At 31.5% G+C, this 13,840-nt stretch carries 15 protein-coding genes and 1 other RNA gene; 2 read left to right on the top strand and 14 right to left on the bottom strand.

The genetic code is table 11. The features are described 5' to 3' along the window. Nucleotides 1-214: 214 nt before the first annotated feature. From ftsX to FYJ33_RS00310, 6 genes are all read right to left on the bottom strand, one after another. Nucleotides 215-1,135, bottom strand: a complete 921-nt coding sequence (ftsX, locus tag FYJ33_RS00335) for a permease-like cell division protein FtsX (RefSeq protein WP_154529783.1) — start codon at nucleotides 1,133-1,135, stop codon at nucleotides 215-217. Beyond that, nucleotides 1,125-1,811 carry a cell division ATP-binding protein FtsE gene (gene ftsE / locus FYJ33_RS00330; RefSeq protein WP_154529782.1) on the bottom strand — a complete coding sequence of 229 codons (687 nt, stop codon included), beginning with the start codon at nucleotides 1,809-1,811 and terminating at the stop codon, nucleotides 1,125-1,127. The genes ftsX and ftsE overlap by 11 nt, the downstream gene beginning before the upstream one ends. 22 nt (nucleotides 1,812-1,833) lie before the next feature. Continuing rightward, nucleotides 1,834-2,922 (bottom strand): peptidoglycan DD-metalloendopeptidase family protein, encoded by a 1,089-nt coding sequence (locus FYJ33_RS16770; protein ID WP_206046573.1) that lies wholly within the window; start codon nucleotides 2,920-2,922, stop codon nucleotides 1,834-1,836. Nucleotides 2,923-3,226: 304 nt separating this feature from the next. Then, a complete protein-coding gene (locus tag FYJ33_RS00320) occupies nucleotides 3,227-3,502 on the bottom strand; it encodes a hypothetical protein (protein WP_154529780.1) in 276 nt (91 codons plus the stop codon). Between the two features lie 168 nt (nucleotides 3,503-3,670). Then, nucleotides 3,671-4,735: a pyruvate kinase gene (locus tag FYJ33_RS00315; protein ID WP_206046572.1), complete on the bottom strand. Its 1,065-nt coding sequence runs from the start codon at nucleotides 4,733-4,735 to the stop codon at nucleotides 3,671-3,673. Nucleotides 4,736-4,810: 75 nt separating this feature from the next. Further along, nucleotides 4,811-5,251 (bottom strand): hypothetical protein, encoded by a 441-nt coding sequence (locus tag FYJ33_RS00310; protein ID WP_154529778.1) that lies wholly within the window; start codon nucleotides 5,249-5,251, stop codon nucleotides 4,811-4,813. A 121-nt stretch (nucleotides 5,252-5,372) separates the two neighbouring features. Between FYJ33_RS00310 and FYJ33_RS00305 the strand changes: the two genes are divergently transcribed. Next, a complete protein-coding gene (locus FYJ33_RS00305; RefSeq protein WP_154529777.1) occupies nucleotides 5,373-5,852 on the top strand; it encodes a DUF4883 family protein in 480 nt (159 codons plus the stop codon). On the opposite strand, the gene FYJ33_RS00300 is transcribed toward FYJ33_RS00305, so the two are convergent. After that, the gene (locus tag FYJ33_RS00300; RefSeq protein ID WP_206046571.1) at nucleotides 5,849-7,939 is read right to left on the bottom strand and encodes a methyl-accepting chemotaxis protein; all 2,091 of its coding nucleotides are present in this window, start codon (nucleotides 7,937-7,939) and stop codon (nucleotides 5,849-5,851) included. The genes FYJ33_RS00305 and FYJ33_RS00300 overlap by 4 nt on opposite strands. 287 nt (nucleotides 7,940-8,226) lie before the next feature. On the opposite strand from FYJ33_RS00300, the gene FYJ33_RS00295 reads away from it, so the two are divergent. Continuing rightward, nucleotides 8,227-9,063 carry a PHP domain-containing protein gene (locus FYJ33_RS00295; RefSeq protein WP_154529775.1) on the top strand — a complete coding sequence of 279 codons (837 nt, stop codon included), beginning with the start codon at nucleotides 8,227-8,229 and terminating at the stop codon, nucleotides 9,061-9,063. A gap of 134 nt (nucleotides 9,064-9,197) precedes the next feature. Here the strand turns inward: FYJ33_RS00295 and FYJ33_RS00290 are convergent, their stop codons facing one another. From FYJ33_RS00290 to FYJ33_RS00260, 7 genes are all read right to left on the bottom strand, one after another. Further along, nucleotides 9,198-9,470, bottom strand: coding sequence for a phage holin family protein (locus tag FYJ33_RS00290; RefSeq protein ID WP_154529774.1), 273 nt, complete (start codon nucleotides 9,468-9,470; stop codon nucleotides 9,198-9,200). Between the two features lie 106 nt (nucleotides 9,471-9,576). Beyond that, the gene (locus tag FYJ33_RS00285) at nucleotides 9,577-10,986 is read right to left on the bottom strand and encodes an aminopeptidase (RefSeq protein ID WP_154529773.1); all 1,410 of its coding nucleotides are present in this window, start codon (nucleotides 10,984-10,986) and stop codon (nucleotides 9,577-9,579) included. Nucleotides 10,987-11,072: 86 nt separating this feature from the next. Continuing rightward, nucleotides 11,073-11,990, bottom strand: coding sequence for an HPr(Ser) kinase/phosphatase (hprK, locus tag FYJ33_RS00280; protein ID WP_154529772.1), 918 nt, complete (start codon nucleotides 11,988-11,990; stop codon nucleotides 11,073-11,075). Between the two features lie 9 nt (nucleotides 11,991-11,999). Further along, on the bottom strand, nucleotides 12,000-12,188 hold the full coding sequence (locus FYJ33_RS00275) for a DUF896 domain-containing protein (RefSeq protein WP_235900733.1): 189 nt from the start codon (nucleotides 12,186-12,188) through the stop codon (nucleotides 12,000-12,002). Nucleotides 12,189-12,751: 563 nt separating this feature from the next. Further along, nucleotides 12,752-13,012, bottom strand: a complete 261-nt coding sequence (locus FYJ33_RS00270; protein WP_154529771.1) for a hypothetical protein — start codon at nucleotides 13,010-13,012, stop codon at nucleotides 12,752-12,754. A gap of 184 nt (nucleotides 13,013-13,196) precedes the next feature. Further along, a non-coding RNA gene (gene ssrS, locus FYJ33_RS00265) (6S RNA) lies at nucleotides 13,197-13,388 on the bottom strand. Nucleotides 13,389-13,444: 56 nt separating this feature from the next. Further along, on the bottom strand, nucleotides 13,445-13,828 hold the full coding sequence (locus FYJ33_RS00260; protein ID WP_154529770.1) for a hypothetical protein: 384 nt from the start codon (nucleotides 13,826-13,828) through the stop codon (nucleotides 13,445-13,447). Between the last annotated feature and the right edge of the window lie 12 nt (nucleotides 13,829-13,840).

Genomic DNA, 13,840 nt, shown 5'->3' with positions numbered 1-13,840 from the left:
ATTCCATTAATTTTATACTTTCACTTTTTAACAATTTTAATCATTAAAATGTATAATTTATATTGAATTACAGCACCATATAAAAATAGAGAGAAGCATTAATGCTTTCTCTATTTTCTGATTATCTCCAATACATTTGTAGTTTTTAAATTTGTTATAAAAAACTCCACAAAGCTTCTGCTTCGTGGAGTTACAAATTCAAAATATTATGTTTTTAAACATTCATATACTTTCTTATAGATAATAAACTTCCTAATATTCCTATAACACTACCTGCAATAATAGTTATTGGAGCTAAACTACATATCAGACTCTTTAAATCCATAAGCACAAATCCATCCATAAGTGATTTCATCACTATCATAATCTGCGGATTAGCATATGTATATACTGCTGAGACTGTAATCAGGCTCAGTATCGCACCTGTTGCTCCGATTATAAGACCTTCTGATATGAATGGCAGTCTTATGTAATTATTTGTTGCCCCTATGTATTTTATAATGCTTATTTCTTTTCTCCTTAAAAGAACTGCTACTTTTATTGTGTTAGAAATAAGTATAATGCATATAACTGAAAGCAATGCCATAATTCCGGTTCCTGAAATCTTTGTATATCTACTTATTTTATTCAAAAAGTTCGTAACAAGATTTCCGTCATTAACTTTATATATTTCCTTATACTTTGTTAACTCTTGTTTAACTTGCTGATTTTTTGAACTATCCTTAGTCTTTATTGAAAAACATGAAGGAATAGGATTCTGCTCTTCACTTGATGATTCTTCTAAAATTTTTATCATCTCTTCATCACCGTCTTTTTTTAGTGTATCCTTGTACTCTTTAAGACCTTCCGTTGATGAAGTGAATTCTACAGATTTAACATTATCATTTTTCAATATTCTATCTTTTATTTCTTTAATCCTGTCTTGCGAAACATCATTATTAAGGAATGCGTTAAGCTCTACCCTTCCTTGCATAGCATCTATATTATATTCAACATTATTTACCACTATATAAAATATTGAAAATAATGTAAGTGATAAAAATACTGTTGATATTGATATTAAAGATACCATTCTATTTCTTACTATATTCTGAAATCCTTCTTTAAAAAGACCTCTGGCTGTTTTAGCTTTCAATGTTGTAACCTCCTCTTCTGTTATCGCTTGTAATTTCACCCTTATACATGCTTATAACTCTTTTTTTAAGAGAATCAACAACATTTGTATCATGTGTAGCCATAACAATTGTTGTACCACTATTGTTAATATCAATAAGCAAATCAATTATTTCCTGTGATGTTATTGGGTCAAGGTTACCTGTTGGCTCATCACAAAGCAGAATTTCAGGTTCATTTATAATAGCTCTTGCTATTGCAACTCTCTGCTGCTCTCCACCTGACAATTCTCCTGGATAGCAGTCAGTCTTCTTTTCAAGTCCTACTATTCTTAAAACTTCTGGTACTCTTTTTGCAATAAAATCATCTTCATGCTCTAATACCCTCATTGCATAAGCAACATTTTCATATACTGTTTTCTTTTCAAGCAGTCTGAAATCCTGAAAGACTATACCAAGCTGTCTTCTAAAATAAGGAACTTGTCTTTCTCTCATCTTTACTAGATCATATTTACCGACAATTACTTTTCCTTTACTAGGTTTTATCTCTCTAAGCATCAGCTTAATTAATGATGACTTTCCTGAACCTGAAAGTCCAACAAGAAATACAAATTCCCCTTTATTTATTTCTAAATTTATATTTCTTAATGCTGTATACTTTTTATCATATCTTTTCGTAACATTTTCGAATTTTATCATTTGTTTTTCCTCCTGAAGAGAACTATCTAAGATAATTAAGCGGATTTACAAAAGACCCATTTACAAGAACGCTAAAGTGACAGTGCGAACCTGTTGAATATCCTGTTGAACCTGCCTTAGCTATCTGCTGTCCTCTTTTAACTCTTTGTCCTACGCTAACTAACATTGATGAATTGTGTGCGTAATAAGTCATAATACCACCACCATGATCAATTACTATCCAGTTTCCGTAAGCAGTATTATACTCTGCTCTCACAACTATACCATCATTTGCAGCTACTATTGCCGAACCAGTTGCTGCTGGAATATCAATTCCATCATGAAGCTTGTTCACACCTGTAACAGGATGTACTCTGTATCCAAAATGAGATGAAATACTTGAGTTAGAAGGAACAGGCCATCCCATCTTTCCCCCTGAATATGTACCACCACTAGCAGAAGCTGCAAGCTCTTCCTTAGCTTTTTCTATCTGCTTTTCAAGTTTATTCTGGATTGCAAGCAGTTCTTTCTTTTCAGATGTTCTTGAATCAACAAGATCATTAAGTCTCTTAGCTTCACTTTCAGCCTTAGCCTTCTGATCCTTAATAGTCTGAATCTGCTTGTATAACTTTTCTACTTTACTATTTAGTTCACCCTCAATTTTTTCAATTTCCTTAACAAGATAATTGTTATTCTTAATTAAGTTGCTGACAACTTCAGCTCTCATAAGAAAATTCTTAAAGCTATCTGCTTCAAGAAGAAGTGATAAATAGCCGCCAGATTTCTGTTCATATTCTATCTTTATTACACTTCTTATAATTTCATACTTTTCTTCTTTTTCTTTGTTTAAAGCTTCAATTTCTTTTTCAATCTCTTTATTTTCTTTCTCAAGTTTTTCATTTTCAGCGTTTATTTTTTTGATCTCAGCATGTATATTGTTAATCTCTTGCTGAGTCTTTTTATTCTGAGATTCGATTTTTTTAATTTTTTCAAGAGTTTCATCTAACTCCTTGTCCATTTTTTCAACGCTTTTTTCAGAACCATAAGCAGTTATCGTCCCATATGCTGCAGTGCCTACATTGGTACTAAAAATAACGGCAGCAGCAACAATAGCTGTAATATGCTTTTTCACAACGTCTCCTCCGATACAAATATTATATTCTATTATATTATAACACAAATCGACATAAACAGACATTGTGCGTGTTAATATTTATATTTTTTTAATAAAATTATAGGAAATATGTGAATATAAGAAATATTATATTTTATAATTCAATTTATTGATAATTATAAAAAGATGTGACTTATATCAGTAAACGAAAACAAAGGGAATGAGTAAGCACAGAGATAGCTAATTTTCCTCATCATTTGAAATTTAATATCTGCCATAAAAAAATCTGTACTCCCCTCTAACAGAGTACAGATTTTTTATCCTATCTTCCTGCTTTCTTACAGATTATGTTCATTATTTCTTCAACTGGATCATTATCTTGGAAAGTAAAGCTTAATTCTGTTTCAAATTTTTCTGTATATTCAGTTTTTGCTGTCTTGTCTTCTCTTAAAAAGATTACAAGAGACACACCTCTCTGGCTATATTCTGTTTCGAATCCTCTTCTTATCATAATTTCATATTCAGGATGTTTCTCTAATAAAGCAACTGCCTGGTCAATATCATCTTTATATTTTTCATCAATTTGCTTATTGTTCATTTTTATGCCTCCATTATAATTTTTTTGGTTAGATTACACAAATATTATAACGCTAATTGTAATTGTCTGTAATTTATTTCTGTTCTAAATTTTCTTTATTTTTATTGTATTAAAAGAAAAACGCTTAATTCAATGAATAAATACCATTTTTTCTCTATTTATTGTCATCTACTTTCTTCTCACGTCGTTTTTTATTTTCCTTTTATTTAAAATGTTGCTATATCTATTACATGCTTTGCACAGATACCGAACAGCAAGAGGACCATTAGTACTTACACTAGTCTCAGACGTAAGCATAAAGCCATTTACGCCATTTTTCATCATAGTAAAAATATCATTCAATTCAGAAGTAGATGGTCGTCCTTTAAGAGAAACATTATCCATAATATTAGTTGCCACAATGAACATTTTTCCTGATTTATGAAGACTTCTGCATATTTCCCATTGATAAAGTGGAAGATTTAATATACCGCCTTCTGCCGACATATCACCACGACCAAAGACTATGGTATCTGTTTCACTGCAAATATCCAGTATATTTTTGACACCATCTTTTGTTTCAACTTTTGCCCAAATTTCAATACTCTTATTTATCCTACTAGATATAGCATTGATTTTTTCCTTATACTTTCTTATATCTTCTGCGCTAGAAATAAAAGATAGCAATACAATATCCACATCATTTTTCATGAGGAATTCAATATCCTCTATATCTCTGTCTGGTATGTCCATATTACTTCTATCAATAGACTTTATTGTACAGCTCTTACCTTTCGTAATATAAATAGTACTGTCAGCCCTACACTGAATTACGCTACCTTTTCTGCCCATAACAGCAAGCCTGTACCTTCCATCCTTTATATAAATATCATTTATCTCCAATCCCTCAATAATAGCTTGTTTTATATTTAGCGGTATAATCTTAAGTTTTGAGTCCACAAGCTGCTTCTTTAATTTATCATACTGATCCTCTACAGTAAAAATAACCTCTTCACCCTTAGTTATTTTAAAACCATCTTTAAGCTTTTCTGACACACGTACCTTTTTCCCTGTAATATCACCAATAATTTTCACATCAGGATAATTACTTTTAATAAAACCAACTATTCTTTTGATATTATCCTTACTTATATGTGACATATTTATTCTAAAGGCCTCAATTCCTGCTCCTATAAGCTTTTGTATTGCATTATCGCTAATTGTCTTAGGTCCTAATGTAGCCACTATGTACATTGCCTTCCTCCATAAAACATTAATCATTTTATTCTATTAAGGAAGGTCTTTCTTTATACTAAATTCAGTCATATTTTATTCACTAAGAGATAAAAGTCCGCTTATTATTCCATCGACAATAATCTTTTTATCATCAACTTTATCATCATTAATATACATTAACAAAACTGGAGCATTAACATTTTTAATTAGATATAACTTGTCATTGTTTTCGATGCTTATATCTTCAAATCCCTGCTCCCTTAATGAATTGCAGAAATTTTCTACAATCATCATCCCTGATTTTTCAAATGATGTCACAACATTTACTTGATGATTCATCTTATTATCATAGATAACCCCTAAATACAGCTTTATTCTCGCCTGATTTGCCATCATCACCTTGATTTTAAGATTTTCCCCAGGTATCGGAGCATTTTTTTCTCCAAGATTTATAACAATATGGCCAAGTTCCAGCATTTTTCTTTCAATTTTACTTACCATTTCATTATCTAAAATATCGATGCCATATTTCATTTACACATATACTCCTTAAGAGTTTTTAGTTTATAATACTCTAATTCTCTAAAAAAGTTCTGTTTTTAAGTTTTTTATCATAATATATATCATCTAATAGATTATAAGAGGGAATGATTTTATGAAGAAATTTTTGATATGCTTAATGACAATTATACTTTTAGGCAGTACTTTATGCGGCTGCTCAAATACTATTTTTATATCTTTTGAAAAGAAACCTTCAGCCTATTATTATTCCGATGAAGTGATGAAAATAGTAAATAGCGGCACATATACCGTGAAAGTTCTAGATATGAATATGTATAAAGAAGAAACTGTGAAAGATAACGAAAAAAATATAATTCCAGATTTTCTGACTCATGTAGATAAGAATAAGAATTATATATCCCATCCTAAAGATATTTCAGATAAGGACATCCAGTATAAGATGTTTATTGAAGGCAGTGGTCAGAAATATGTAGTGAATGTGTATAACGATAATCTTGTATGTGTCCACCCATGGGATGGTACATTTACAGAAGATTTTATCACTTCTGAAAATGTACCGGTAAACTATAATCTCTGTGGTTTCTGCAGATATATGTTTAAGCCTTATGACTAAACAATTTTAAATACAGCCATGCTGTCTGCAAGTTCTTTTGCCATTGTATGAAGCTTGTCAGCATATTGTGATAATTCATTTATTGTAGCATCTACTTCCTCAGTAGATGCTGTTACTTCTTCTGAAATTGCTGCAGTATTCTGTGATACTGAACATACTTCATCTATTTTTGATTTGACCTTTTCTTTATCATCATTTATTTTCATAATAAGTTCTCTTATGTTGTTCAGCTCATCAGCAAGTGATTCAATTGAATCCATGATTTCTGCAAAAACACTCTTAGTCTTTGTCACCACTTCATTCTGCTCCTCAATTATTGAGCTGCTTTCATTCATGACACTTGTTGTATCTGATACACCTTTGTTGATTTCCACTAATATTGATCTGATGTCATCTGTTGATTTTCTTGACTCATCTGCAAGTTTTCTTATCTCCTCAGCAACCACAGCAAAACCTTTGCCTGCTTCCCCTGCCCTTGCAGCTTCAATGCTGGCATTAAGTGATAAAAGATTAGTCTGGTCTGTTATTGACGCTATTGCTCCAGCCATAACATTTATCTTCTTTATACTGTCTGTCATGCTGCCAACCATAGATGCTACATCTGATACATTATTTTTAGTTTTATCACTTTTTTCAATAAGCAGTTCCACCATTTTAAGACCTTTTGAACTTAATTCTTTTGTTTTATCAGACTTGCTGTTTATTGTTTCTGCATCATTATTAATTGACTGCAGCTTTTCTGAAAGACTTTCCATACTCATAGCGGCATTTTCTGTACTTTCTGATTGTTTTCCTGCACCCTGAGCCACATTTTGTATTGCTGAAGATACCTCTCCTACAGACTCAGTTGTTTCTGACGCCATATTTGTCATGCTTTCGGCACTCTTAGAAAGTTCCTCTGCCATATCATTAGATGATTTTATAATCTTTGATATTGCATCAAGCATACTGTTATACCTGTCTCCCAGCACTTCAAATTCATCGCCTGTTTTAACAGCTATTCTATCTGTAAAATCTCCACCAGCTACGCTTTTAAATGAACTGCTGAATTTTGCTATTGTTCCAGTAAGAATACTTGAAATGCCAAGTGCTACAGCTGTACATATAGCAATAAATAAGATTATGGTAATAATTATGCCGTTTTTAATCCCATTGGTATTGTTAGTCACTTCCTGATGATCAACTATTCCAATAAGTTTCCAATTTGTTTCACTGTTTGTACACTGTGCAATGTATGACTTTTCACCACTTATTGAGCTTTTATATGAACCGGAATTCTGCTTTTTAATTTCACTCCAGACATCAATGCTATTCATGTTTTTAAGCTTATTTTTTGAATTATTAAAAACAATATTGCCATTTTCATCACAGACAACAATATAGCCTTTATTAAGAAGCTTTGTTGACTGCACATATGTTTCAACATTTGATATTGCAACATCTATGTATACGACTCCCTTAAACTCAGAGCCTTCATTAACAGCCTGACATACCCTTACAAGTTTTTTACCTGTAGTTTCATCCTTGCCTGAAGTATTAAAAATTGGCATGTCCTTTTTTTCCTTTGCTGCTTTATACCAGTCTGATGATTTATATCCTGACTTTGATTCTTCTTCATCTTTCATAGCCTCTATCAATATTCCGTCTTCTGAAGCAAATCCTGAATTAGCAATATTATCATTGGCACTGCCTGCAGCCATCAGAAGTTTCTGCACACTCTGTATACTGTTACGATCTGTTCCTGCTGACTGTATGTATGAACATTTTGAAAGCATACCCACCTCTGATGAGATTATATTGAAGTATTTTGAAAAGCCATTATCAATTTCCTTAAGTGTCTGGCTGCTTGTAACCATAATGTTCTTTTCAAATTCGCTGCTTACCTTAATCACTGAAGAGATACCAAAAGTAATTAACGCAATTGCAACAGTTGCTGAAAAACAAATTGTAAGTTTATATGCTATTTTATTTTTAAATAACATTTTAACATTCTTCACGCTTTTCCCAATTATACCTTTATTATTACCACGAAACTTATTCTTCCATTTAAAACTTGTCAATTTATTTCTTTTTAATTTTAACCCCATTTTGTCTGCCCCCCAAATAGTCATTTTGTTATGTCATATTATCAATTAAATACCAAAATAACATCTTTTATTCTTATTTATTATTATGTCACAAATTATATATATGATTATAACATAAAAGACTCTAAATGGAACTTAATATTCGCTAATTTTTACAAATTACATGGTTTTTTCTATATTTTCAGAAGTTTTCATGCCATTATACTTTTTATTACAATATATTTTGTAGTATTATATATTTATCAAAAACGAACTATTAAAAATTAATAAATTAAGGAGTGTATCTTATGAATACAACAAAAATTGACCTTCACTGCCATTCCAATGCATCAGATGGTAAATACTCACCTGCAGAAATAATTAATCGTGCATATAAAAATAACGTAAAAATACTTGCTCTTACAGATCATGACACAATAAAAGGATTAAGTAGTGCTTTAGAAGAAGCAAAGAATAAAGATATGATATTCATACCAGGAATTGAACTGTCTACATTCCATAATAATGAAAGTATCCATGTGCTTGGATACTTCAAAGATGACAGTTATAAAAACAGTGAACTTGCTTCATTTTTAAGTGATCTTAACAAGAAGAGAAAAGAAAGAGCTATTAAGATAATACATAATCTTGATACATACTACAACATTAAACTTGACGTAGACAAAGTACTTTCACTTGCTAATGGTGTAGTTGCAAGACCTCATATTGCAAAAGCTATTATTGACGCTGGTTATAACTACGAATGGGATTATATTTTTGACAATTTTATCTGCAACAATTCAAAGGCATATGTTCCCAATGAAAAAATATCAACTGAAGAAGGTATTAAATTATTAAAAAAGTATAACTGTGTTGTTGTTTTGGCCCATCCTGTTTTAATAAAGAAATCTCCAATTACTGACTTTCTATCAATGGGTTTTGACGGCTTTGAAGCTTACTATTTCCAAAACTTCAAGAAGGATACTGAAAGACTTTCCGGTATCTGTAATGTTAACAATCTGCTTTGTACTTGCGGGTCCGATTTTCACGGGATAGATGATAATGATTCAAAACACGGTGATATCGGTGACATGAAAATGCCCGAAAAATATATAGATGAATTCTTAAAATTCTATAATTCTTAAATTTCTCAACATAAAAATATCTGATGAAAGCTTAATACTAAAAGCTTTCATCAGACTTTTAGTTATTACAGAAGCTCATCATATATTTAGATTATTATAATTAGTAGCTTTTTCTCTTCTGTTTATTCACTTAGCTATTCCTCTTTCTCTTCTTGTTTTTCTATAGGCTCATCAAGTTTTTCTGGTTTATTGTCAGGTACAGCTTTGCATGAATCATCTAGGAACCACTTGCATTCTGTATTGGGATTATTTAGTATGCCCGCCATAACTAGTATTGAAAGTACTGCCATGCAGACTTCCTTATATTTTTCTGGCACCAAAGTAATTCCAAACAATTCTAGAACCATTGGTACTAGAGCAAGTATAGCAGCCCAGAGACCATAGTTTCTAAATCTTTCTTTGCTCATACAAAAAACTCCTTTATATCTGTAGTATCTTAAGTACTATAGTATATAAAAGAGTTTCTTTATTTGTGACTAAATTTTATATAAAAATCTAATTTTCTTTTTCATTCTACATTTCTTTTAGGAATGCAACATATGCCTTATATCCTTCATAGATATCAGCCTTACTTGCAATTTCCCAAGGTGAATGCATGTTAAGTAGAGCTATACCAGCATCTATAACATTCATATTGTACTGAGCTAGTATATAAGCGATTGTACCACCGCCACCTTGATCAACTTTACCTAGTTCTGCAGTCTGCCATACAACGTTATTCTTATCCATAACATTTCTTATCTCAGCCATAAATTCAGGGTTAGCATCATTAGAAGCATACTTTCCTCTTGATCCTGTATACTTATTAAATACAATACCTTTTCCTAAAAATGCTGAATTTTTATCTTCCATCACTGATGGGTAATTTGGATCAAATGCAGCACTTACATCAGAAGAAAGCATCTTTGAGTTAGCCATAGCTCTTTTTACCTTTAAATCTGAATATGATGTAGTTCTATCAAGTAATTCTGATACTGTGTTCTCGAAGAATCTTGACTGCATTCCCGTAGCTCCTACACTGTTCACTTCTTCTTTATCAACTAAGATGCAGCAGCAAGTTTTCTTAGGGTTTTCAATCTGAAGTAATGCTTCAAATGAAGTATATGCACATATTCTGTCATCGTGTCCATAAGCCATTATCATGCTTCTATCAAATCCATAATCTCTAGCTTTTCCAGCCGGAACTATTTCAAGTTCTGCTGATATAAAGTCAGATTCATCAATTCCATACTTTTCATTTAACATCATTAAGATGTTAGCTTTTACTGTATTTTTAACTTCTTTATCAGCATACTTTAAAGGAATGCTTCCGAATAAAACATTTAATGCTTCTCCTTCAATAACCTGTGAAGCTTTCTTATTCATCTGATCTGCTGATAAATGTACTAGAAGGTCTGAAACTCCGATAACTGGATCATTATCGTCTTCTCCAATTACTATGTTTACTACTTCACCATCCTTCTTTACAACAACACCATGCATTGCTAATGGTAAAGTAACCCACTGATATTTTTTTATTCCACCATAATAGTGAGTCTTAAGAAGTGCAAGTTCATTACTTTCATACAATGGATTCTGCTTTAAGTCTAATCTTGGTGAATCTATGTGTGCACCTAGTATTGTAAGACCGCTTTCAAGGCTTTCTGTACCAATTACAAATAGAGCAAGGTTCTTACCCATGTTGTTAGCATAAACCTTATCTCCAGCCTTTAAGCTTTCTCCCTTTTCTATAACATCCTTAAGATCCTTAAAACCATTTTCTTCAGCAGTCTTTATTAATTCTGTAACACATTCTCTTTCTGTTTTGCATACTGACATAAACTTTCTGTATCTTTCAGATAATTCAAAAACCTTTTTTAAATCATCTTCACTATATTTTGTCCATGCATTAACTGATTGTTTTTCTAAATCTTTAGTATTCATCTAAAAACCCCCTATATTTTTAATATTCTGCCACAAATAATATTACTTTAATAATAATTTTACACCATTTAGTTGTTATTATCAATTCAAGATTTTTCTTCTTCCTCTGCCATTCTGCTTTCAATAATGTCTACAGGGCTTACCTGAGACATTAAGTTGTATCTGTAATTAGCTGCTGCAGCTTCAATTATTACCGCAACATTTCTTCCTGGTCTAATTGGCACTGACATTTTTCTTATTGGAACCCCAAGAATATTCATATATTCTGCATTAATTCCAAGTCTATCATAATCACCATCATCTCTCCAGTGCTCTAAATTCATCACTAGCTTGATTTCTTTATCACTAAGTACTGAACTAAGTCCATATAAAGCGGAAACATCTATTATTCCCATTCCCCTTACTTCAAGCATACCAAAAGTAATATGAGGAGAAGTCCCTATAAGTTCACCATCTATCTCCTTAATGTCTACTGCATCATCAGTTACAAGTCTATGCCCTCTCTTTATAAGTTCAAGAGCAGTTTCACTCTTACCAATTCCGCTTTCACCTGTAATTAATATACCTATTCCATATACATCTACAAGTACACCATGAAGTCTTGTTTCAGGTGCAAGTTTATCAGCAAGGTATATTGTCATCTTACTAATAAACTTAGTTGTTGTCATGTTTGTTCTCATAAGCCATATTTTTTTTCTTCGTGCAGCTTCTACAAGTTCTTCATGTGGCTCAAGACCTCTTGTAATTATAAGAGTTTTTATATCAAAGCTGAAAAATTTTTTTATTCTCTTGTTTCTCATATCAATAGACATATCATCAAGAAAACTCCACTCAGCTTTACCAATGACCTGAATTCTTTCAGGCGCAAAATAATTATAAAACCCTGCAAGCTGTAACCCCGGCCTATTTATATCGTTAACATCTATGTTTACGTTTTTAGGACCTTCAGCTAAGATTTCCATATCAAAATCTTTTATTAGTTGTTCTACATTAACAGAGACCATATCCTTCACCTACTTTTTTCTTGAGTTATTAGGCTTCACTGTCTGCAACTGAGCCCTAACATTATTTTTAATATTATCTATATACTGTCTTCTAAGAGCTGCCTGTTCCTCTTTTTCCTCAGCTGTTAAACCTTGCTCTTTAGATTTTCTATGTAGTTCATTTATTCTCTGTATTAATTCCATTTCGCTTAAACTCATCGTATATCTCCTTATCTTATGCATTAAATTCACTTTAATTTTACATTCAATTCCAATATTAATCAACTATTATTATTCATATTTGTCTCAATATTTATTCCTTTTCGACTTTTCCATTTTTTACAAAATGAGGTCTTTCTACATTTCGGTGTTATTTACATTATATGTAAATAAACTCACCATAGCTTATACTAGCTCTTTTTACCATTATTTAGACATTTTTGTCATATATTGTAGATGAAAAAAATTTCCTTTTTATCTTCATTCTGCTATAATGAAAGAGTAATAACTTAATAAATATCGGAGGTGTTTTTATGAGCAAAAAAATATTGTTCCTAAAAATTTGTTACACAAAGTGGCTGCTAAATTCGCTTTTAAAATTTTTATCTCCACGCAATAGACTTGTCATATATGTGAGCCAGTACCTTGATAAGTCCATTGTTATTTATCAATCATTACTATATAAAAAATATAAAATAAAAAGAAGTAGTAATAAAATATCCCTAAGAAAATTAATAGCAGCCTAGCAAAAAGGTGTCCAAGCTTTTGGACACCTTTTTAATTCATATTTTGAAACTCGCGTAAGCGTGAGTTTCTTCATCTTTGATCTTTTCTTCTATCCTCTTTTTCATTTCTTCCTCAAGCTTTTTAAGTTTTTCATTTTTCTGTTTATCAGCTTTTTTCTGTGCAGCAATTCTTATATTTTCTGCCGCAATCCTTTTTTGTTTTTCGTTCTGCTCATATACACCCAGTGATACAATAGTAATTAACACAACTGATAATCCTGAAATAAAAGCCACCTTGTAGCACCTAAATTTATCCATAATCACCTTCACACATCCCCTCACTATAATTTAGCATTATTTATAAAATATGTGCATATACCAAAATACGCCAAAATGAATATAGGATTCTATCTGGGGAATGCTCAAGAATAATAATTACTTTTCTTATCTATAAAACAAAATGGACTTTACAATACAATTGTAAAGTCCATATTAACTCAAACTATGTCCCAACATGCCGTCACACCTATAAATTCATACCTGCCTCTCGCAGGTGGGTTTCCCTCATTCTACTTTTGACATCTCCCGCCACATAAAGTGAATTACTGGAGTCCGTCATCCATAGAAGTATTGCGAATCCCGAAAATCTAATGTAGGTTGAATACTATAAGCTTCGCGCACATCTCAGGATTTATAATTTAATTATAGCATATTTTATTATAAAATCAATGTATATTAATGGTGCAATTATTAAAAATAATCCTGCGAATCTGTATCAAGTTCTTCATCGCTCAATGCCACATAGAATTTCATAGAATCATAACCTGATGCATCTAAGCTTTCCTGTTTCATATCAAATTCACAAGAAAATTCATCAGCTAAATCTCCTAATATATCAGAAACATTATCTGTTGCTATATCAGTAAGATATGGCAGAAAGAATTCACTATACCACTCAATGCTGCTCTCATCATAATCGCCTTCTTCAGTAGCATAAGAACGTGCTGCATCTATCTCATCCTTATCAAAATCGTAAAAGAATGACATAGTAACATAGTTTTCTCCTTCTTTTACAATATCAACATCAGATAACCCATTTTCCAATAAAAATTCAGTAATCGCATCTTTATCCATAATACACTATCC

Origin of the sequence: Inconstantimicrobium porci, from assembly GCF_009696465.1 — a bacterium.
Lineage (GTDB): Bacteria > Bacillota > Clostridia > Clostridiales > Clostridiaceae > Inconstantimicrobium > Inconstantimicrobium porci.
Note: the sequence above shows the minus strand (reverse complement) of the source record. Positions and strands in the feature narration are given on the sequence as shown.